This is a genomic window from Variovorax sp. RO1, from assembly GCF_002849325.1.
In the GTDB taxonomy this organism is placed as follows: Bacteria; Pseudomonadota; Gammaproteobacteria; order Burkholderiales; family Burkholderiaceae_C; genus Variovorax.
This window is the reverse complement of record NZ_PKMT01000003.1, coordinates 382,761-400,924: the sequence shown is the minus strand read 5'-3', so window position 1 is coordinate 400,924 and position 18,164 is coordinate 382,761. Positions and strand designations below refer to the sequence as shown.

Genomic DNA, 18,164 nt, shown 5'->3' with positions numbered 1-18,164 from the left:
GGCGGCGAGCGCGGCGGCCAACGCCGCGACGGCCACACCATGGATTGCGGTCTGCCATCGCGCACGCTTCATAGGTTCCAGCAACTCCCTGTTTTTCTTGTTTTATTTCGCGGTCGACTTCGGCTGCGCATCGTCCACCTTCACGGTGAACTTGCCGGCCAGGATGTCGGCCTGCTTGGCCTTCACCTTGGCCGCGATGTCGGCCGGCACCTTCTTCTCGAAGGTGCCCAGCGGCGCGAGTTCGGAGCCCTTGTGCTTCATGTGCGAGTACACGCCGTAGTCTTCGGCGGCGAACTTGCCTTCCTTCACGAGCTTGATCGCGCGGTCGGCCGAAGGCTCGAAGTTCCACAGCGCCGAGGCGATCACCGTGTCGGGGTACTGGGCCTGCGTGTCGATCACGTTGCCGATGGCGAGCTTGCCCTTTTCCTTGGCCGCATCCGACACGCCGAAGCGCTCGGCGTACATGATGTCCGCACCCTTGTCGATCATCGCGAAGGCCGCTTCCTTGGCCTTCGGCGGGTCGAACCAGCTGTTGATGAAGCTCACGCTGAACTCCACCTTCGGATTCGTTTCCTTCGCGCCCGCCATGAAGGCGTTCATGAGGCGATTGACTTCGGGAATCGGGAAGCCGCCCACCATGCCGATGCGGTTGCTCTTGGTCATGCCGCCCGCGACCATGCCGCTCAGGTACGCCGGTTCCTGGATGTAGTTGTCGAACACCGAGAAGTTCGGCGCCTGCGGCTTCAGCGACGAACCCATGAGGAACGCCACCTTGGGGAAATCTTTCGCGACCTTGCGCGCCGCCGCTTCCACGCCGAACACCTCACCCAGGATCAGCTGGTTGCCGCCCGTCGCGTACTCGCGCATCACGCGCTCGTAGTCGGCATTGCTCACGTTCTCGGTCGCCTTGTATTCGATCTCCCCACGTGCCTCGGCCGCTTTCAGCGCCTTGTGGATGCGGCCCACCCATTGCTGCTCGAAAGGCACCGTGTACACGGCCGCCACCTTGAGCTTGGCCTGCGCGAGCGCAAGGCCCGGGGCGCCCGCCGCAAGGGCTGCGGCAACGGCGATGGAACGAACGATCAACTGACGGCGTGCTGTCACGGTCTTCTCCTCGATTGAAATGAAAGAAACCAGCGCTGCAATCCCCATGCCCACCCAACAGAGCCCGCCCTAGCGGCGGGCTCCCTTCCAGCAAACACCGAGGAACCGGCTTTGCCGGGCCTCAGGTGTTGCCCCCGGTAGGGGGTTGGCGAAGCGACACGAAGTGCGCGAAGCCTGGGGGCGAGCCTATTTCGTGCCGAAGATGCGGTCGCCGGCGTCGCCGAGGCCCGGCAGGATGTAGCCGTGGCTGTCCAGCTCGCGGTCGATGGCGGCGGTGTAGATCGGCACGTCGGGGTGGGCCTTCTGCATGGTCGCGATGCCTTCGGGGCAGGTCAGCAGGCAGACAAACTTGATCGACTTGGGGTTGAGCTCTTTCAACCGTTCGACCGCGGCCACGGCCGAATTGCCGGTGGCCAGCATCGGGTCGACCACGATCACGTCGCGGCTGTCCATCTCGCCGGGCATCTTGAAGTAGTACTCGACGGCCGTGAGCGTCTTGGGGTCGCGGTACAGGCCGATGTGGCCGACGCGCGCGCCCGGCACCACCGTGAGCATGCCGTCCAGGATGCCGGTGCCGGCCCGCAGGATCGACACCAGCACCACCTTCTTGCCGTCGATGACCTTGGCCTGCATGGTCTCCAGCGGGGTCTCGACCTCGATGTCCTGCATCGGCATGTCGCGCGTGACCTCGTAGGCCATCAGCATGCTGATTTCGTTCAGGAGCCGGCGGAAGCTGTTGGTGGAGGCGTCCTTGCGGCGCATCAGCGTGAGCTTGTGCTGGACGAGGGGGTGGTCGACGAGGTGGACGTTGCTCATTGGAGTCTTCTTTTGGTGTGCCGTTGCGGAAAACAGGAGAGTCTAAAAGACTAGAAGACGGTGCCGTCGCTCTCGATCAGCAGCGGTGGTGCACCGTCTCGCAAACGCTGTGCCAGCACCCGGCCCGCGGCCCAGGTGCCGCCTTCGAGCACGCAGGCCAGGGGCAGCTCTTCCGCGGTGCGGTCGAGCACCTTGCGCACGCGCGGCGCGATTTCGTCCAACAGCGCCACGGTGAGGGCGCGCCATTCGACGATGAACTCGTCGCCCGCCTTCCAGCGGCGGGTGAGAAAGGCCGCCTCGCGCGGCACGATCACACCGCTGTCGATCAGCAGGCCGCCGTTGCGGTACTCGGGCAGGGCGGTGAGCGCGTCGAGATGCCGCACCTTCACGCCGGCCCATTCGAAAGGTTCGAGCAGCGAGTACGTGAGCCATTGCGACAGCTTGTGGAACGGCATCCAGCCGTTGGTGAGCCCAGGGCCGGTGACGGCGCTGTGGCGCCAGCAGTCGCCCAGCGCAAAGGCCGGGTCGCCGGTGCCGCCCACGTTGTCGCTGCCGTCGGCCGCCAGGCTGTCGATGGTGTTGGCCGACGGCCAGATGTGCGAGAGGGTGTCGAGCAGCAGCGACAAAATCTGGTGCGCCGTGATCTCGGCCGTGGGCGGCGAGGCGGCGCCCAACGGGGCCACGAGCGCATCGAAAAGACCAGCAGGTCGGCCGTCGTCGCCGAAGGTCTCGGGCTGCTCGCTCATCGCCTCGCCGAGCCGGCGCAGCAGCACGGCGCGCCCGGCCAGGCCGACCAGCGGATTGACGTCGCTCACCTGGAAGGCATCGCCCAGCCGGTCGGTCACGAGGCCGCGCAGGCCGGCGGCATCGACCTGCAGCGGATGGTTCGGGTCGGACGAAAAGAGCCCGCTGGTGAACGCATGGAAGCACGCGACGCCCAGGCCTTCGGAGCGCGTGAAGCGCAGGCCGGTGGCCGATTCGGTGTAGTGCCAGGTCGGACCGGCGCCGGCGTCGAGCAGCACGCTCACCACCGTGAGGTCGATGTAGACGCGGGCGCGTTGGCGGGCGTCGATGCCCTTGCCGAGCAGCGCGTCGAGTTGCTGGCGGCGGTCGACGCCGCCGGCTTCGAAGTGGCGCCAGCGGCTGTGGTACGGGATGGTGTCCCACGGATAGCGCTCGCGCGTGACCTCGGCGACGGTGCGCGCCGCGTCCTCGAGCGCGTCGTTGCTGCCGATGCGGAACCACTGCGACTCGCCGCGGCGCGCGCGGGCCAGCAGGGCGCCGGCACGCTGGCGGATGGCGGCGGTGGTGCGCAGCAGGCTGGCGGCGCCGGCCGGGTGGCCGGTGTCGGGCGTGAATTCGATCGACGGGTCGACATCGCCCGCGCCGCCGGGGCGCAGGCTGCCGGAACCATCGGCGGGCAGGTTGATGTCGGTGCTTCGGCTCATTCGCTCAGTCCCCGGCCCTTGGCCTTTTTCAGTTCCTCTGCGTCCGGCACGGGGCCGGGGGTGAAGTAGCCGGCCGCCATCTTGGCGTCCATCTCGACGCGGGCGTCGGCCGGGATCAGTGCGTCGGGAATGTTCACGCGCTCGCCGATCTCGATGCCCGAGCCGGTGATCGCGTCGAACTTCATGTTGCTCATCGACACGAGGCGGTGGATCTTCTTGATGCCGAGCCAGTGGAAGACGTCGGGCATCAGTTCCTGGAAGCGCATGTCCTGCACGCCGGCCACGCACTCGGTGCGCGCGAAATACTGGTCGGCCGTGTCGCCGCCCACCTGGCGCTTGCGGGCGTTGTAGACGAGGAACTTGGTCACCTCGCCGAGCGCGCGGCCTTCCTTGCGCGAGTAGGCGATGAGGCCCACGCCGCCACGCTGCGCGCCCTGGATGCATTCTTCGATGGCGTGCGTGAGGTAGGGGCGGCAGGTGCAGATGTCGGAGCCGAACACGTCGGAGCCGTTGCACTCGTCGTGGATGCGCGCGGTGAGCTCCACGTCCGGGTTGGCCAGGTCGCGCGGGTTGCCGAAGATGTAGAGCGTCTGCCCGCCGATGGGCGGCAGGAACACCTCGAGGTCGGAGCGCGTGACGAGTTCGGGGTACATGCCGCCGGTCTCTTCGAAGAGCGTGCGGCGCAGGTCGGTCTCGGAGCAACCGAAGCGGCGCGCCACCTCGGGCAGGTACCACACGGGTTCGATGGCCGCCTTGGTCACCATCGCGGCGCCGCCCGAGGTGAGGAAGTGGCCGTCGGCCTTGAGGCGGCCGCTTTGCAGCGCCTCGATCACCTCGGGCAGGATCACATGCGCCTTGGTGATCGCGATGGTCGGGCGGATGTCGTAGCCGGCCGCGAGTTCGGTGGAGAACACATCGGCCACCAGCGCGCCCCAGGGGTCGAGCGAGACGATGCGCCCGGGTTCGCTCCACTGCGGGTAGGGGCCGATGATGTCGGTGGGCGCGGTGTTGGTGAGGTCGGCCTTATGTTCGCGCTTCAGCGCGCCGGCCGCGACCGCGAGGGCGCGGTAGACGCTGTACGAACCGCTGTGGGTGCCGATGACGTTGCGGTGCGCGCGCTTCGTGGTTGTGCCGACCACGGGGCCACGCTCGGTGGCGGTGGCCGCACCCCACTGGATGGGCAGGGCGCCGAAGCCGCCGGCATGCGAGGTCAGGCGGATGTGGCCTGTCGACGTGGAGGGATGCAGCGCAGGGTGGGGTGCCGTGCCAGCCGGCAATGCGGAAGGGATCGCGGTGCTATCTACGGACATTGGGAGCCCTCAAAAAATGCAATGTACCGAGCACTTGTGCGGCTGGCAAGCGAGGGCCCGCGCGGCCTGGCCGCACTGTGGTGCGCGGGTGTTCAGGCGGGCGACGAGCGCAGGCCGTAGGTCTTGCCGTGCACGAACAGGTACTCGGCGCGCAGCACCGCGTCGCCTTTCTCGCCGGTGAAGGTGAAGCCGAGCACCGCCACGGGCGTGCCGGGCTTGATCTCTTCCACGCCCCAGGCCTGCAGCCGCGTGAGCGGGGCCAGCTCGACCTGCCACTTGCGGTCGCGCCGCGTCGGCAGTTGCGCCTTGGCCAGCAGCGCCGCGCCGTCGACCGTCGCGCTCTGCTTGGGCAACACGCGCTGCTTCAGGTCGGGCGGCAGCGCGAGGTTCTCGGGCAGCTCGATCTCCAGCTCGCCGTGCGGATTGCGCCAGCTCACCTTGGTGGCGCGGCCTTCCACGTACAGCGGGCGCTCCTGGTCAAAGCTGCTCCAGCCGTGGTGGGCCCAGGCGGGCAGGGCCAGGCCGATCGAACCGGCCACGAACATGCGTCGATGCAGCATCGCGTTCTCCTTGGTCAGACATAGGCAATCCAGCGCCCGCAAATGATGACAGCGAGCCAAAACCCCAGCGAGAGAAGGCATTGCGCCTGGCCGAAGCGGTCGATGGTGGCCACCCCGCTGCGAAAGTGAAAGAGCGCCGCATTGGCGCCGGCCAGCGCGATCAGGCCCAGCTTGACGCGAAAGGCGTTGTTCGCCAGCAGTTCGTCGGGTTGGCCGGAGAACATGGTGAGTCCGGTGACGGCACACAGCCCGAAACCGACGAGGGCCGGTCGCAATGTGAGGCGGGCCAACAGCGGCGCCGGCAGCTCGCGGCCCAGGCCGAGGGCGCGCAGCTCGAACACCAGCAGGCCGCCGAACAGCAGCGCAATGCCCACGATGTGCACCGCCTCCAGCGCCGGGTAGGCCCAGGGGTGCGAGACGAGTCCGGCCAGCATCGGCGCAGCTTAGCGGAGCCCCCGCCGGGGCGGGCACAATCACTTGCAATCTTTTTGACAACGGCTGTAACCGGCCCGCCGGATGGCACGAACCACTGTAGGACGCAGGACGGATTGGGGCGACGCAGAAGCGGCGCTGCGCAGCCTGTTCCTTCGCGGGCTCGACGGCGACGCCGGCGCGTACCGCGAGTTCCTGCAAAAACTCAGCGCGCACCTGCGCGCTTTTCTGGGCAAGCGCCTCTTCGGCTGGCCCGATGAAGTGGAAGACCTCGTCCAGGAATGCCTGCTCGCCATGCACAACCAGCGCCATACGTACCAGAGCGACCAGCCCTTGACGGCCTGGGTGCATGCGATTGCGCGCTACAAGATGATCGATCTGCTGCGCGCCAAGTCGGTCCGCGAAGACCTGCATGACCCGCTGGACGACGACCTGGCCGTGTTCGCCGCGTCGGCCACCGACGCCAGCGATGCCAAGCGCGACCTCGGCGGCCTGCTGCAGACCCTGCCCGAGCGCCAGCGCCTGCCCATCGTGCACGTGAAGATCGAAGGCCTGTCGGTCGCCGAGACCGCCAGCCTCACGGGCATGTCGGAGTCGGCGGTGAAGGTCGGCATCCACCGGGGCCTCAAGGCCCTGGCCGCGAAATTCGGACGCGCCGCACCATGAAGACCGACGACCTCGTCAATCTGCTGGCCACCGGCGACGTGGCGGTGCCGCGGCGCAGCGCCAGTGGGCGCATCGGGCTGGCGGTGCTGGCCGCGCTGCCGGTGTCCTTCGTGATCCTGTTCGGCGAGTACGGCCTGCGGCCTGACCTGGTGCAGGCGATGTTCTGGCCGATGTTCTGGGTCAAGGTGCTGTTTCCGCTGTGCATCGCGGCGGCGGCCTTCGTGACGGTGCAGCGACTGGCCCGGCCCGGCGTGCGGGTGCGCCACGCGTGGTGGGGCGGGGTGCTGCCGGTGCTGGGGATCTGGGGGCTGGCGGCGTTCGTCTGGTTCTCAGTGCCGATCGAAGAGCGCATGCCGTCGCTGATGGGGCAGTCGTGGCGCATCTGTGCGCTGAGCATCGGCCTCATGGCGCTGCCGGTATTTGCGGCCACGCTCGTGGCGCTGCGGGGACTGGCACCGACGCGGCCCGCGCTGGCGGGTGCCGCGGCGGGTGCGCTGGCCGGCGGCATCGGGGCTGCGGTCTACGCGCTGCACTGCGCCGAACTCACGGCGCCGTTCCTGGCGGTCTGGTACGTGAGCGGGATCGCCGTGCCGGTGCTGCTGGGCGCGGCACTGGGGCCGCGCCTGCTGCGCTGGTAGCAATCACGCGCCCGAAGGCGCTGCTTCAGCGCTTCTTGCTGCCGAAGATCCCGCCCAGCACGCCGCGCAAGATCTCCTTGCCCACCGACGTGCCCATGGTGCGCACCGCCGACTTGGCCATCGTCTGCACGAGGCCGTCGCGCTTGCCGCCGCGCGGGCCGGTGCTGCCGAAGAGCATGTCGTTGAGCATGCCGCCCATGCCGGACGATTCTTCTGCTGCCGCGGCCCCACCCTTGGCGCCCGCAGCCGGCGCGTCGGGTGCGCTCTCGGCGCGGCCCTTGAGCTTTTCGTAGGCCGATTCGCGGTCGACCGTCTTTTCGTACACGCCGGCCACCAGCGAATTGGCGATCAACGCCTTGCGCTGCTCGGGCGTGATCGGGCCGAGCTGGCTGCCCGGCGGCAGCACGTACACGCGCTCGGTGATGCTCGGACGGCCCTTGGAATCCAGGAAGCTCACCAGCGCCTCGCCCACGGCGAGTTCGGTGATGGCGGTCTCGATGTCGAGGCCGGGTTTCTGGCGCATGGTGCTGGCAGCAGCCTTTACGGCCTTCTGGTCGCGCGGCGTGAAGGCGCGCAGCGCGTGCTGCACCCGGTTGCCCAGCTGGGCCAGCACTGAATCAGGAATGTCCAACGGGTTCTGCGTCACAAAGTAGACGCCGACACCCTTGGAGCGCACCAGCCGCACCACCAATTCGATGCGTTCGACCAGCGCCTTGGGCGCCTCGTTGAACAGCAGGTGGGCCTCGTCGAAGAAGAAGGCCAGCTTCGGCTGCTCGGGGTCGCCGATTTCGGGCAGTTGCTCGAACAATTCGGACAGCATCCACAGCAAAAAGGTGGCGTACAGGCGCGGCGAGTTCATGAGCTTGTCGGCCGCCAGGATGTTCACCACCCCCTTGCCGCCCACCGTCTGCATGAAGTCGGAGATGTTGAGCATCGGCTCGCCGAAGAACTTGTCGCCGCCCTGGGTCTCGATCTGCAGCAGGCCGCGCTGAATGGCGCCCACGCTGGCGGCGCTGATGTTGCCGTACTCGGTGGTGAACTGGCTCGCGTTTTCGCCCACGTACTGCAGCATGGCGCGCAGGTCTTTCAGGTCGAGCAGCAGCATGCCGTTGTCGTCGGCGATCTTGAACACCAGGTTCAGCACGCCGGCCTGGGTTTCGTTCACGTCGAGCATGCGGCCCAGCAGCAGCGGGCCCATGTCGGACACCGTGGCCCGCACCGGATGGCCCTGTTCGCCGAACACGTCCCACAGCGTGACGGGGCAGGCGGCGGGTTCGGGCACGTCGATGCCGCGTTCCTTGAGCGTGGCGGCCAGTTTTTCGCCGACGGCGCCTTTCTGGCTGATGCCGGTCAGGTCGCCCTTGACGTCGGCCATGAACACCGGCACGCCGATGTTCGACAGCTGTTCGGCGATGGTCTGGAGCGAGACGGTCTTGCCGGTGCCGGTGGCGCCGGTGATCAGGCCGTGGCGGTTGGCCAGGCCGGGCAAAAGGGCGCACTCGATGGTGTCGTGGCGTGCGATCAGAAGGGGGTCGGCCATGGGGCGCTCCGGGTCGTATCGAAGCGCGCAGTCTAATCAACCGCCACTCCTATAATTCACGACCCCGCACGGTCGTCCAGGAAAAATAGTTCAGGAGGTTTTTTTGTCATCGACTGCTCAGCCCCCCATTCCCGCCACTGGCGATGCATCCGAACAGTCGCCGATCGAAAAAGAGCTGGCCGTGTTGCTCGTGAACGCGCTCAATCTCGAGGTCGCACCTGAAGAGATCGTTCCCACCGCCCCGCTGTACGGCGAAGGTCTGGGCCTCGACTCCATCGACATCCTCGAAGTCGCGCTCGAAGTTTCGCGCCGCTACGGTTTCCAGCTGCGCTCGGACGATGAGCGCAACCAGCAGATTTTCCAGTCGCTGCGTACGCTCGCGACCCACGTCGCCGAGCACCGCAGCGCCACCTGATCCATGTCTCGATGGCGACTCGTCCTCCTGCTGCTGGTGGGGGTCACGTATGCCGGCCTCTCCCATTGGATGACGCTGTTCCACGCCACCGAGCCCTGGGCTGTGGTGGTGTTGCTCGGCCCGCTGTGGATCGCGGCCATGGGCTGCGCTGCCAGCTGGTTCGGCCGCTGGGGCCTTGCCGCCGCGGCGGCGCTGGGCATCGGCGGCTTCTCGCTCGTCTTCCTCGGTGAGGCGGGCGACACGAACCGTCTCTATGTGCTGCAGCACGTCGGCATCAACGGCGCGCTCTGCGGTTGGTTCGGCTCGACGCTGCGCGGCAAGGGCTTGCCTCTGATCACGCAGTTCGCGCAGCGCGTGCACCCGCTGAAGGGGCACATGCTGTCTTACACGACGCACCTCACGCAGGTGTGGACGGTGTATTTCGCCGTGGTGGTCGTCTCGTCGATCGTGGTCTACCTGACGATGTCGTTCTCGGCCTGGTCGCTCTTGGCCAACGTGCTGTCGCCGCTGAGCGTGGCGCTGCTGTTCGTGGGCGAGCACCTTGTGCGCTATCGCCTGCACCCCGAATTCGAACGCACGCGGCTCGTCGATGCGGTGCGCGCGTTCTACGGCACCTCGACGGTGGACAACGGCGCCGGCGGCCAATGAAACAGGCGCAGGCAGCCCGCGTGACGATCGACACCGCTTCTTCCTCTTCTTTCCTGCCGCTGCTCGCGGACCGCAACCCCGACGCCCCGCTGGCGTGGCGCGGCGGCCAGCCGATCAGCGCGCGCCAGTTTCTGGCCGACGTCGAGCGCCTGGCGCCCGTGTTGCCTGCCGAAGGTCCTGCGGTCAATCTGTGCCTCGACCGCTACGCCTTCGCCGTGAGCCTGGGCGCTGCGCTGGTGCGCGGCCATGCCAGCCTGCTGCCGCCCGATGCGCGGCCGGACACGCTGGCGCGCCTGACCGAAACCGGTGGCCCCAATTTGTTCGCGTTGACCGACGACACGAAGCTCGACACCCCCGGCATGCGACGCCTGCAGGTCGAGGCCGTCCCCGGCCCGGCCGGCGATGCGCCCGTGCCAGCCATCGACGGCGGCCGGCATGCGGCCAGCCTGCTCACATCCGGCTCCACCGGTGTGCCGCAGCCGCATGCGAAGGCCTGGCGCACGCTGGTCGGCGACGTCGAAGTCGCGGTCGAGCGGCTGTGCCGCGTGCTGCAGCGGCCCACGCTCGAAGGGCTCACGCTGGTCGCGACCGTGCCGGTGCAGCACAGCTACGGACTCGAATCGTCGGTGCTGCTCGCCATGCTCGGCGGCGCGGCCTTCGAAACCGGGCGACCGTTCTTCCCGGCTGACGTGGCGAAGGCGTTGGCCTCGGTGCCGCGCCCGCGCGCGCTCGTGACCACGCCGTTCCATCTGAAGACACTGCTGCTGTCGGGCATCGAACTGCCGCCGGTCGACCTGATTTTGTCGGCCACCGCGCCGCTGTCGCCGCAACTGGCCTTGCAGGCGGAGCAGGCGTTGGGCGGCGTGCTGCTTGAAATCTACGGCAGCACCGAGTCGGGTCAGGTGGCGACGCGCCGCACGACCGACAGCGAAATATGGGAAACCTTCGGCGAGATCCGCGTGCACGCGGAGCCGGGGGAGGGCGATGGCCCCGAGCGCTTCATCTTCAGCGGCGACTTCATTCCCGAACCGACGCCGATGGCCGACGTGCTCGAACTGCTCGATGCACGGCGCTTCCGCCTGTTCGGCCGCGCCAACGACCTGATCCACGTCGCCGGGCGACGCAGCTCGCTCGCGCACCTGAACTACCACCTCAACAGCATCGCGGGCGTCGAAGACGGCGCTTTCTGGCTGCCCGACGAGGTGGCCGACGGCGTGGTGCGGCCGGTGGCGTTCGTGGTCGCGCCCACGCTGTCGGCAACCGACATCATTGCTGCACTGCGACAACGCCTGGAGCCGGTGTTCGTGCCGCGCCGCGTGGTGCAGGTCAAGGCCTTCCCGCGCGAAGGCACGGGCAAGCTCACGGTGCGGGCGCTGCGCGAATTTGCGCTGGCCCAGCTCGCCGACGACCAGACGCCGGTGCAGATGGCGCACACGGTGCCGGTCGACCATCCCGCCTTTGCCGGTCATTTCCCCGGCCAGCCGCTGGTGCCCGGCGCGCTGCTGCTGGCCGAAGTCATGGAAGTCGTGCGGCGCGTGCCGGCGCTGTCGGCGCGGCTCGGCGCGAGCCCGACGCTCGCGGCTGCCAAGTTCCTTGCGCCCGTGCGCCCCGGCAGCACGCTCTCCATCGAGCTGCAGCCGGAGGCCGGAACCGGCCGCGGCGTGCGCTTCGACGTGCGCTGCGACGGCGTGGTGGCTGTCACCGGCCGCTGGACGGCTGTGCCAGAGTCGGCGGGATGAAGCACACCGACGCCGAAACGCGCGCCGTGGACGCAGCGGCGCGGCAGACCGCCCGCCCGACGGCGCAGCAAGGCGACTGGGCGCGCGCGCCCGAGCGCAGCAACATGCTGGCGCTGCGCTTCATCTGCCTGATGGCGCTGGTGTGCGGGCGGCACGTGACGCGGCTGCTCCTGCCGCCGATCAGCCTGTATTTCCTGCTGTTCGCGCCGGCGCCGCGCCGCTACATCAAGCGCTACCTGTTCCGTGCCATCGGTCCGCGCGCGGGATGGGTCGACGGCTACCGTTTGCTGCACGCGTTTTCATCGACCGTGCTCGACCGCGTGTACTTCCTGCGCGGACGCATGGACCTGTTCAAGGTGAAGATCGAAGGCAACGGCCCCATCGAGGCCGAGGCGGCCGAAGGGCGGGGCGCTTTCCTGCTCGGCGCCCACATCGGCAGTTTCGAGGTGCTCGGCGCCTGCAAGCAGCAGGCGCACCAGAACCGCATGCGGCTGGCGATGCTGATGTACCCCGACAACGCGCAGCGCATCACCGCCATCCTGAACGCCATCGCGCTGCCCGAGATGCGGCCCCACGTGATCTCGCTGGGCCGGCCGCATTCGATGCTCGCGCTGCGCGACTGGCTCGACGGCGGTGGCCTCGGCGGCATGCTCGCCGACCGCACGTTGCCAGGCAGCGAGGAGCAGCCGGCGCACCAGCGCGGCAACAACATCGTGCTGCCTTTCCTGGGGCAGCCGGCCGTCTTCAACGACGGCCCGTTCCGGCTTGCGGCACTGCTGCGCCGCAAGGTGTTCTTCATGGCCGGCATGTACGGCGGCGGTGCCCGCTACGATGTCCGGTTCGACCCGCTGGCCGACTTCGGCACGCCGTTCGCCGATGCCGCGGAGCGCGAACAGCGCATCCGCGGCGCGGTCGAAGCCTATGTGGCCCGCCTCGAGGCGCTGTGCCGCGCCTACCCGTACAACTGGTTCAACTTTCATGATTTCTGGCTCGAAGATGCGGCTTGATCGGCTTTGCAGGGTGGTGGTGCTGGCGGTGGCTTTCTGTGCCGCGCCGGCCTGGGCGGCATTCGACCTGCCCGAACTGATGGGCCTGCTGTCCAAGCAAAAGAGCGGCGAGGCGCGCTTCACCGAACAACGCTTCGTGCACGGCCTCGAAGGCCCGCTCGACGCGAGCGGCACGCTGAGCTTCGAGGCGCCCGACAAGCTGGTGCGCCGCACGCTGTCGCCGCGCATAGAGACCATGTCCGTCGACGGCAACACGCTGACCCTGTCGCGCGGCAACCGCAACCGCACGCTGGCGCTGGACAGCATGCCCGAGCTGCTGGGCCTGGTCGAAGCCATGCGCGGCACGCTGACCGGCGACGGCACCACGCTGCAGCGCTATTTCAAGAGCACCGTGTCCGGCGCCGCCAACCAGTGGACGCTCGACCTCGTCCCCAATGACAGCCGGCTGGCCGCGCAGGTGCGCAGCATGCGCATCACGGGCCGCGGCGGCGAGGTGCTGGGGCTGGAGATGGAGTTCGTGGGCGGCGACCGCTCGGTCATGAACATCTCGCCCAAGGCGCCTCCGTCGGCGATGCCGGCCAGCGCCCCCGGGCGCGCGACGCCGTGAGCCTGGCGCAGGCGGGCGGGCCGCCGGGGTGGTCGCGCCGCATCGTCGTTCTGCTGGCGTGGCTGTTGGTCGTGGGCCTGGGCGCGGTCGTCATCGCGCGCACCCAGATCGGCGCCGACCTGTCGGCCTTTCTCCCCAAGAGCCCGGACCTGCGTCAGCGCGTGTTGATCGAGCAGCTGCAAAGCGGCGTCGCCTCGCGCACGCTGATGCTGGGTTTCGAAGGCGGCAGCGTCGAACAGCGCGCTGAAGTCTCACGCGCCGTCGGCAAGGCGATGCGCGAGAGCAAGCTCTTCGACCTGGTGCAGAACGGCGACGTGAGCGACTGGAGCGAGGCCGGCACCTGGGTGTTCGAGCACCGCTACCAGCTGTCGTCCGGCGTGATGCCCGGACAGTTCACCGTGGCCGGGCTGCGCGACGCCATCATCGACACGCTGTCGATGCTCGGCACGCCGGCCGGCAACGCGATCAAGCCCTTGCTCGACCGCGACCCGACCGGGGAAACCCAGCGCGTCGCGATGGAACTGGTGCCGGCGAGCGCACCGCGCAGCGAGGGCGGCGTCTGGATGTCGCGCGACGCGCCGCGTGCGCTCATGATCGCCACGACGCGTGCGGCCGGCGGCGACCTCGATGCGCAGGCCGTCGCCATCGCGCGTGTGCAGGCCGCTTATGAAGCTGCCGCGCGCGGCATGGGTGAAGCCAGTCCCAAGCTGTTGCTGAGCGGAGCGCCCGTGTTCTCGGTGATGAGCCGCGAAAAGATCAAGACCGAAGCCATCCACCTCGCGGTGGTGGGCGGCATCGTGATGAGCGTGCTGTTGCTGCTGGCTTTTGCCTCGCCGCGCGCGCTGGTCATCGCCTTCCTGCCGGTGGCCACGGGCGTGGTGGTCGGCACCGCGTCGGTCAGCCTGGTGTTCGGCTCGGTGCACGGGCTCACGCTCGGCTTCGGCAGCACGCTGATCGGCGAGACGGTCGACTACGCCATCTATTACCTGATCCAGGCGCGCGGCGCGGCCGTGGCCGGCACCGGCTGGCAGCGCTGGCGCGAGGTGCATTGGCCTACGGTGCGGCTCGGCCTGCTGACCTCCGTGTGCGGCTTTGCGGCGCTGGTGTTCTCGGGCTTCCCGGGGCTGGCGCAACTGGGTGTGTTCTCGATCGCCGGGCTGGTGTCGGCCGCATTGGCCACGCGCTACGTGCTGCCGGTGCTGGCGCCCGATGGCGCCACGGGCATGGGCATGCGCCGGCACATGGCCCGACTGGCCGGCCTGCTGGTGCGCGGCCTGCCGCGCCTGCGCTGGCCGCTGGCGGCACTCGGCGTCGCTGCGCTGGCGCTGGTGCTGTGGCAGGGTGGTCATCTGTGGCGCGCCGACCTGAGCGCGATGAGCCCGGTGCCGCGCTCGGCCCAGCTGCTCGACGAAATGCTGCGCAAGGACATCGGCGCCAGCGACGGCGGCGTGCTCGTGGTGGCCTTCGGCGACGACGAACAGGCCGCGCTGCGCCACACCGAGGCCGCAGCAACGCGCCTCGACGCCTTGGTCGACAAGGGCGAGCTCAGCGGCTACGAAACTGTGACCCGCGTGCTGCCGAGCGTGGCGGCGCAGACCGCGCGCCTGGCCAGCCTGCCCGATGCCGACACGCTGCGCGCCAACCTGGCCGAAGCGACGAAGGGCTTGCCGTTGCCGGCCTCACGGCTCGGCGCCTTCGTGACCGATGTGGAAGCCGCGCGCAAGCAGGCGCCCGTGCAGCGTGCCGACCTGATGGGCGGTCCGCTGGGTTCCGTGGTGAACACGCTGATGTACGAGCGACCGGGCGGTGGCTGGTCCACGCTGGTCGTGCTGCACCCCGGTCCGAGCTTCGATCAGGGCCGTCTCGAAGCCGCGCTGGCTGGCCTGCCCGAGGTGCAGGTGGTGGACGTCGGCCGCGAACTCGGCGGCCTCTACCAACGCTACCTGCACGAGGCCTTCGTGCAGGTGCTGCTGGGCGCGCTGGCGGTGGTGGTGTTGCTGGGCGTGTACCTGCGCTCATGGCGCCGGCTGCTGGCCGTGTGCCAGCCGCTGCTGTTCGCGGTGGTGCTCACGCTGGGCGGCATGGCGTTGGCGCAGGCGGCGCTCGGCATCCTGCACCTCGTGGGGCTGTTGCTGATCGTCGCTGTGGGATCGAACTACGCGCTGTTCTTCGATCAGCTGCGCACGACCGGGCGCGCCGACGAAGACACGCTGGCCTCGCTGATGCTGGCCAACCTCACGACGGTGGTGTCGTTCGGACTGATCGCGATCTCGGACATCCCGGCGCTGTCGTCCATCGGCCGCGTGGTGGCGCCGGGCGCCTTGCTCGCGCTGCTGCTGTCGGCCGCGTTCGCACGCAACGTGACGCCCGGGAAGGGCCCGAGCCCGCAGCGAACGCGCTGATGGGAAAATCCGGACCCAGCATGTCGTCGCCTTCCGCCCCTTCCACCGGTTCTGCCGCCTCCGAATCCTGGCCCTGGCCGCCGGCCATGCGCGCCAGCGCGGCCGTGCATGTGGCGGCGCTGGGCGCGGGCGTGCTGGTGCCGGGCGCATGGCCCTGGGCGCTCGGCGCGGTGGTGCTGAACCATGCGCTGATCACCGGCGCGGGGCTCACGCCGCGCAGCAACCTGCTCGGCCCGAACGTCACGCACCTGCCCGAGGCCGCCGATGCGCGTCGCGAGGTGGCGATCACCATCGACGACGGGCCCGAGCCCGAGGTCACGCCCCGCGTGCTCGACCTGCTGGACGCCCACGGCCAGCGCGCCACCTTCTTCTGCATCGCCGAGCGTGTGCAGGCACAGCCGGCGCTGGCGCGCGAGATCGTCGCGCGCGGCCACAGCATCCAGAACCACACGGCGCAGCATCGGCACAACTTCTCCTTCCTCGGGCCGCGCGGCTTCGCAGCGGAGATCGCACGGGCGCAAGACATCCTGACCGACGTGACCGGCCAGCGCCCGACTTGTTTCCGCGCGCCCGCCGGGCTGCGCAACCCCTTTCTCGAACCCGTGCTGCACCGCCTCGGCCTCTCGCTCGTGAGCTGGACGCGGCGCGGTTTCGACACCCGCGAAGGCGACGCCACCAAGGTGATGGCGCGCCTCGCCCGCAATCTACAGGCGCGCGACATCCTGCTGCTGCACGACGGCAACGCTGCGCGCACCGCTGCCGGACAACCCGTTCTGCTGGAAGTCCTGCCCTTGTTGCTCCAACGCCTGCGCACCGATGGATTGCGTGCCGTGACCCTGCCTGAAGGATTGAAGACCGCATGAGCGCCGTGATGCCATCGACGATGACCACTGACAACGCCTGGCGCGAGCTGCACGAAGCCGCGACCGTTCCCTACAAGAAGGGCGGCACCTTCGCCTGGCAGTTCGCCCGCGGCAAGCTCGGACGAGACCCGGTGTTTCGCGGTTTGCTCGAGCGCGGCCTGATCGACGCGCAGCATCGGCGCGTGGTCGACATCGGCTGCGGGCAAGGCCTCTTCGTGAGCCTGCTGGCGTCGATGAGCGCGATGCAGCAACAAGGACGCTGGCCCGCGTCATGGGCCGCCACGCCGGCCGCCGCGGACTACACGGGCATCGAGCTGATGCCGAAGGACGTCGCGCGCGCCGAGGCGTCGGTCGGTCACCTGAAGCCGACGCCGCGCCTGGTGTGCGCCGACATGTGCTCAGCCGCCTTGCCCGATTGCGACCTGGTCGTGATCCTCGACGTGCTGCACTACGTGGACCTCGCCGCGCAGGAGGGTGTGTTGACGCGCGTGCGTGACGCGCTCCGCCGCGGCGGTAACCCGAACGCGCGGCTGCTGCTGCGCGTGGGCGATGCGTCGAGCACGCGTGGTTTCGCGATCAGCCAGTGGGTTGATCGCACCGTGACGCGCATCCGCGGCCACAAGGTCTCGCCGACCTGGGGCCGGCCACTGACCGAATGGACAGCGCTGCTGCAGCGCCTGGGGTTCCGCGTGCAGAGCATTCCAATGAGCGAAGGCACGCCCTTTGCCAACGTGCTGCTGGTGGCCGACCTGGAGGCTGCCGCTTGACGGCACCGCAGACGCTCGACCGCGCGGGCATTGCGCAGCGCATTCCGCACAGCGGCAGCATGTGCCTGCTGGAGCGCCTCGAGGGCTGGGATGCCGAATCGATCCATTGCAGCACCACGACGCACAGCCAGGCGGACAACCCGTTGCGCACCGACAGCGGGCTGCTCGCGCCGAATGCCATCGAGTACGCGGCGCAGGCCATGGCGCTGCACGGCGGTCTGCTGGCCACCGAAGGCAGCACGCCATCGGCCGGTTTCCTGGCCAGCGCACGCAACGTGAAGCTGGCGGTGGCGCGGCTGGACGACATTGACGGGGCGTTGCAGGTGCGCGCCCAGCGACTGTCCGGCGACGACCGGCAGGTCTTGTATGAATTCACGGTGGCGGCCGACGACGGCCGCCTGCTGGCCGAGGGCCGGGCCGTGGTGGTCTTGAACACGCCGCTGGCGGACATGGAAAGCACACCGTCATGAGTTTCGAAGGAAAACGCACACTGATCACCGGCGCCAGCGGCGCGCTCGGCGCGGCCATGGCGGAGCGCTTTGCACGCGACGGCGCGACCGTGCTGTTGCATGCGAACTCGCGGCCCGAGGCGATCGAACAACTTGCCGCGTCAATCACGGCGGCCGGTGGCAAGGCGGAATGCCATGTGTTTGATCTGCGCAGCGACGAGGCCTGCGCGACGGGCTGCGCACGCATCCTCGAAGGCGGGGCGGTGCAGATCCTCGTCAACAACGCCGGCGTGCACGACGACGCCGTGCTGCCCGGCATGCGCGCCGAGCAATGGCACAAGGTGATCGACGTGTCGCTGAACGGATTCTTCCGCGTGACCCAGCCGCTGCTGCTGCCGATGATGCGCACCCGCTGGGGGCGCGTGCTGAACATCTCGTCCGTCGCCGCCATCGCGGGGAACCGGGGGCAGGTGAACTACGCGGCAGCCAAGGGGGCGTTGAACAGCGCGACCAAGGCGCTGTCACTCGAAGTGGCGTCGCGCGGTGTGACGGTGAATGCGATCGCGCCCGGGATCATCGCCTCGCCGATGGCCGATGCGGTGTTCGATCCTGCGCTCATCAACCAGATGGTGCCCGTGAAGCGCGCCGGCACGCCGCAGGAAGTGGCGGCGCTGGCGGCGTTCCTGGCAGGCGATGAAGCCGCGTACATCACGGGGCAGGTGATCTCGATCAACGGCGGGATGATCTGAGAGT

The 18,164-nt window shown here is 68.9% G+C and carries 19 protein-coding genes; 12 read left to right on the top strand and 7 right to left on the bottom strand.

Annotated features, from left to right (window positions below):
- Positions 1-102: 102 nt before the first annotated feature.
- The 6 genes from CY658_RS18785 to CY658_RS18760 all read right to left on the bottom strand — a co-directional run bounded on the left by CY658_RS18785 (position 103) and on the right by CY658_RS18760 (position 5,672).
- Entirely contained in the window at positions 103-1,104 is a 1,002-nt protein-coding gene (locus CY658_RS18785) for a BMP family protein (protein ID WP_099789226.1), read from the bottom strand.
- 186 nt (positions 1,105-1,290) lie between these two features.
- Entirely contained in the window at positions 1,291-1,920 is a 630-nt protein-coding gene (gene upp, locus CY658_RS18780) for a uracil phosphoribosyltransferase (RefSeq protein WP_101491644.1), read from the bottom strand.
- Positions 1,921-1,970: 50 nt separating this feature from the next.
- Complete coding sequence (locus CY658_RS18775) at positions 1,971-3,368, bottom strand: URC4/urg3 family protein (protein WP_101491643.1); 1,398 nt, start codon at positions 3,366-3,368, stop codon at positions 1,971-1,973.
- Positions 3,365-4,678, bottom strand: a complete 1,314-nt coding sequence (locus CY658_RS18770) for a GTP cyclohydrolase II (protein ID WP_219589600.1) — start codon at positions 4,676-4,678, stop codon at positions 3,365-3,367. The genes CY658_RS18775 and CY658_RS18770 overlap by 4 nt, the downstream gene beginning before the upstream one ends.
- 92 nt (positions 4,679-4,770) lie before the next feature.
- Positions 4,771-5,238, bottom strand: coding sequence for a DUF6152 family protein (locus CY658_RS18765; protein WP_101491641.1), 468 nt, complete (start codon positions 5,236-5,238; stop codon positions 4,771-4,773).
- Between the two features lie 14 nt (positions 5,239-5,252).
- Positions 5,253-5,672 (bottom strand): hypothetical protein, encoded by a 420-nt coding sequence (locus CY658_RS18760; RefSeq protein ID WP_101491640.1) that lies wholly within the window; start codon positions 5,670-5,672, stop codon positions 5,253-5,255.
- A gap of 82 nt (positions 5,673-5,754) precedes the next feature.
- On the opposite strand from CY658_RS18760, the gene CY658_RS18755 reads away from it, so the two are divergent.
- Positions 5,755-6,336, top strand: a complete 582-nt coding sequence (locus CY658_RS18755; RefSeq protein ID WP_101491639.1) for a sigma-70 family RNA polymerase sigma factor — start codon at positions 5,755-5,757, stop codon at positions 6,334-6,336.
- The gene (locus tag CY658_RS18750; protein WP_101491638.1) at positions 6,333-6,974 is read left to right on the top strand and encodes an NrsF family protein; all 642 of its coding nucleotides are present in this window, start codon (positions 6,333-6,335) and stop codon (positions 6,972-6,974) included. Before CY658_RS18755 ends, CY658_RS18750 begins: the two co-directional genes overlap by 4 nt.
- A 25-nt stretch (positions 6,975-6,999) precedes the next feature.
- Here the strand turns inward: CY658_RS18750 and CY658_RS18745 are convergent, their stop codons facing one another.
- Complete coding sequence (locus CY658_RS18745) at positions 7,000-8,514, bottom strand: helicase HerA-like C-terminal domain-containing protein (RefSeq protein WP_101491637.1); 1,515 nt, start codon at positions 8,512-8,514, stop codon at positions 7,000-7,002.
- A 103-nt stretch (positions 8,515-8,617) separates the two neighbouring features.
- On the opposite strand from CY658_RS18745, the gene CY658_RS18740 reads away from it, so the two are divergent.
- From CY658_RS18740 to fabG, 10 genes are read left to right on the top strand one after another with little or no spacing between them, the layout of a single operon-like run.
- Complete coding sequence (locus CY658_RS18740; RefSeq protein ID WP_101491636.1) at positions 8,618-8,929, top strand: phosphopantetheine-binding protein; 312 nt, start codon at positions 8,618-8,620, stop codon at positions 8,927-8,929.
- A gap of 3 nt (positions 8,930-8,932) precedes the next feature.
- Positions 8,933-9,577 carry a hypothetical protein gene (locus CY658_RS18735; RefSeq protein ID WP_101491635.1) on the top strand — a complete coding sequence of 215 codons (645 nt, stop codon included), beginning with the start codon at positions 8,933-8,935 and terminating at the stop codon, positions 9,575-9,577.
- Positions 9,578-9,597: 20 nt separating this feature from the next.
- A complete protein-coding gene (locus CY658_RS18730) occupies positions 9,598-11,316 on the top strand; it encodes an AMP-binding protein (RefSeq protein WP_257884919.1) in 1,719 nt (572 codons plus the stop codon).
- The gene (locus CY658_RS18725) at positions 11,313-12,323 is read left to right on the top strand and encodes an acyl-CoA synthetase (RefSeq protein WP_101491633.1); all 1,011 of its coding nucleotides are present in this window, start codon (positions 11,313-11,315) and stop codon (positions 12,321-12,323) included. Before CY658_RS18730 ends, CY658_RS18725 begins: the two co-directional genes overlap by 4 nt.
- Positions 12,295-12,930 (top strand): LolA-related protein, encoded by a 636-nt coding sequence (locus CY658_RS18720; protein ID WP_101491632.1) that lies wholly within the window; start codon positions 12,295-12,297, stop codon positions 12,928-12,930. Before CY658_RS18725 ends, CY658_RS18720 begins: the two co-directional genes overlap by 29 nt.
- Positions 12,927-15,332 (top strand): MMPL family transporter, encoded by a 2,406-nt coding sequence (locus CY658_RS18715; protein WP_101491631.1) that lies wholly within the window; start codon positions 12,927-12,929, stop codon positions 15,330-15,332. The genes CY658_RS18720 and CY658_RS18715 overlap by 4 nt, the downstream gene beginning before the upstream one ends.
- 20 nt (positions 15,333-15,352) lie before the next feature.
- Positions 15,353-16,195 carry a polysaccharide deacetylase family protein gene (locus CY658_RS18710; RefSeq protein ID WP_101491630.1) on the top strand — a complete coding sequence of 281 codons (843 nt, stop codon included), beginning with the start codon at positions 15,353-15,355 and terminating at the stop codon, positions 16,193-16,195.
- Entirely contained in the window at positions 16,192-16,962 is a 771-nt protein-coding gene (locus CY658_RS18705) for a class I SAM-dependent methyltransferase (protein WP_101491629.1), read from the top strand. Before CY658_RS18710 ends, CY658_RS18705 begins: the two co-directional genes overlap by 4 nt.
- Complete coding sequence (locus tag CY658_RS18700) at positions 16,959-17,432, top strand: hydroxymyristoyl-ACP dehydratase (protein ID WP_101491628.1); 474 nt, start codon at positions 16,959-16,961, stop codon at positions 17,430-17,432. Before CY658_RS18705 ends, CY658_RS18700 begins: the two co-directional genes overlap by 4 nt.
- The gene (fabG, locus tag CY658_RS18695; RefSeq protein WP_101491627.1) at positions 17,429-18,160 is read left to right on the top strand and encodes a 3-oxoacyl-ACP reductase FabG; all 732 of its coding nucleotides are present in this window, start codon (positions 17,429-17,431) and stop codon (positions 18,158-18,160) included. Before CY658_RS18700 ends, fabG begins: the two co-directional genes overlap by 4 nt.
- Positions 18,161-18,164: the final 4 nt, after the last annotated feature.

Coding starts and splice junctions, on each gene's coding strand:
- upp (WP_101491644.1), bottom strand. CDS start 1,920: ATGAGCAACGTCCACCTCGTCGACCACCCCCTCGTCCAGCACAAGCTC.
- CY658_RS18775 (WP_101491643.1), bottom strand. CDS start 3,368: ATGAGCCGAAGCACCGACATCAACCTGCCCGCCGATGGTTCCGGCAGC.
- CY658_RS18770 (WP_219589600.1), bottom strand. CDS start 4,678: ATGTCCGTAGATAGCACCGCGATCCCTTCCGCATTGCCGGCTGGCACG.
- CY658_RS18765 (WP_101491641.1), bottom strand. CDS start 5,238: ATGCTGCATCGACGCATGTTCGTGGCCGGTTCGATCGGCCTGGCCCTG.
- CY658_RS18760 (WP_101491640.1), bottom strand. CDS start 5,672: ATGCTGGCCGGACTCGTCTCGCACCCCTGGGCCTACCCGGCGCTGGAG.
- CY658_RS18755 (WP_101491639.1), top strand. CDS start 5,755: ATGGCACGAACCACTGTAGGACGCAGGACGGATTGGGGCGACGCAGAA.
- CY658_RS18750 (WP_101491638.1), top strand. CDS start 6,333: ATGAAGACCGACGACCTCGTCAATCTGCTGGCCACCGGCGACGTGGCG.
- CY658_RS18745 (WP_101491637.1), bottom strand. CDS start 8,514: ATGGCCGACCCCCTTCTGATCGCACGCCACGACACCATCGAGTGCGCC.
- CY658_RS18735 (WP_101491635.1), top strand. CDS start 8,933: ATGTCTCGATGGCGACTCGTCCTCCTGCTGCTGGTGGGGGTCACGTAT.
- CY658_RS18725 (WP_101491633.1), top strand. CDS start 11,313: ATGAAGCACACCGACGCCGAAACGCGCGCCGTGGACGCAGCGGCGCGG.
- CY658_RS18720 (WP_101491632.1), top strand. CDS start 12,295: ATGATTTCTGGCTCGAAGATGCGGCTTGATCGGCTTTGCAGGGTGGTG.
- CY658_RS18710 (WP_101491630.1), top strand. CDS start 15,353: ATGTCGTCGCCTTCCGCCCCTTCCACCGGTTCTGCCGCCTCCGAATCC.
- CY658_RS18705 (WP_101491629.1), top strand. CDS start 16,192: ATGAGCGCCGTGATGCCATCGACGATGACCACTGACAACGCCTGGCGC.
- fabG (WP_101491627.1), top strand. CDS start 17,429: ATGAGTTTCGAAGGAAAACGCACACTGATCACCGGCGCCAGCGGCGCG.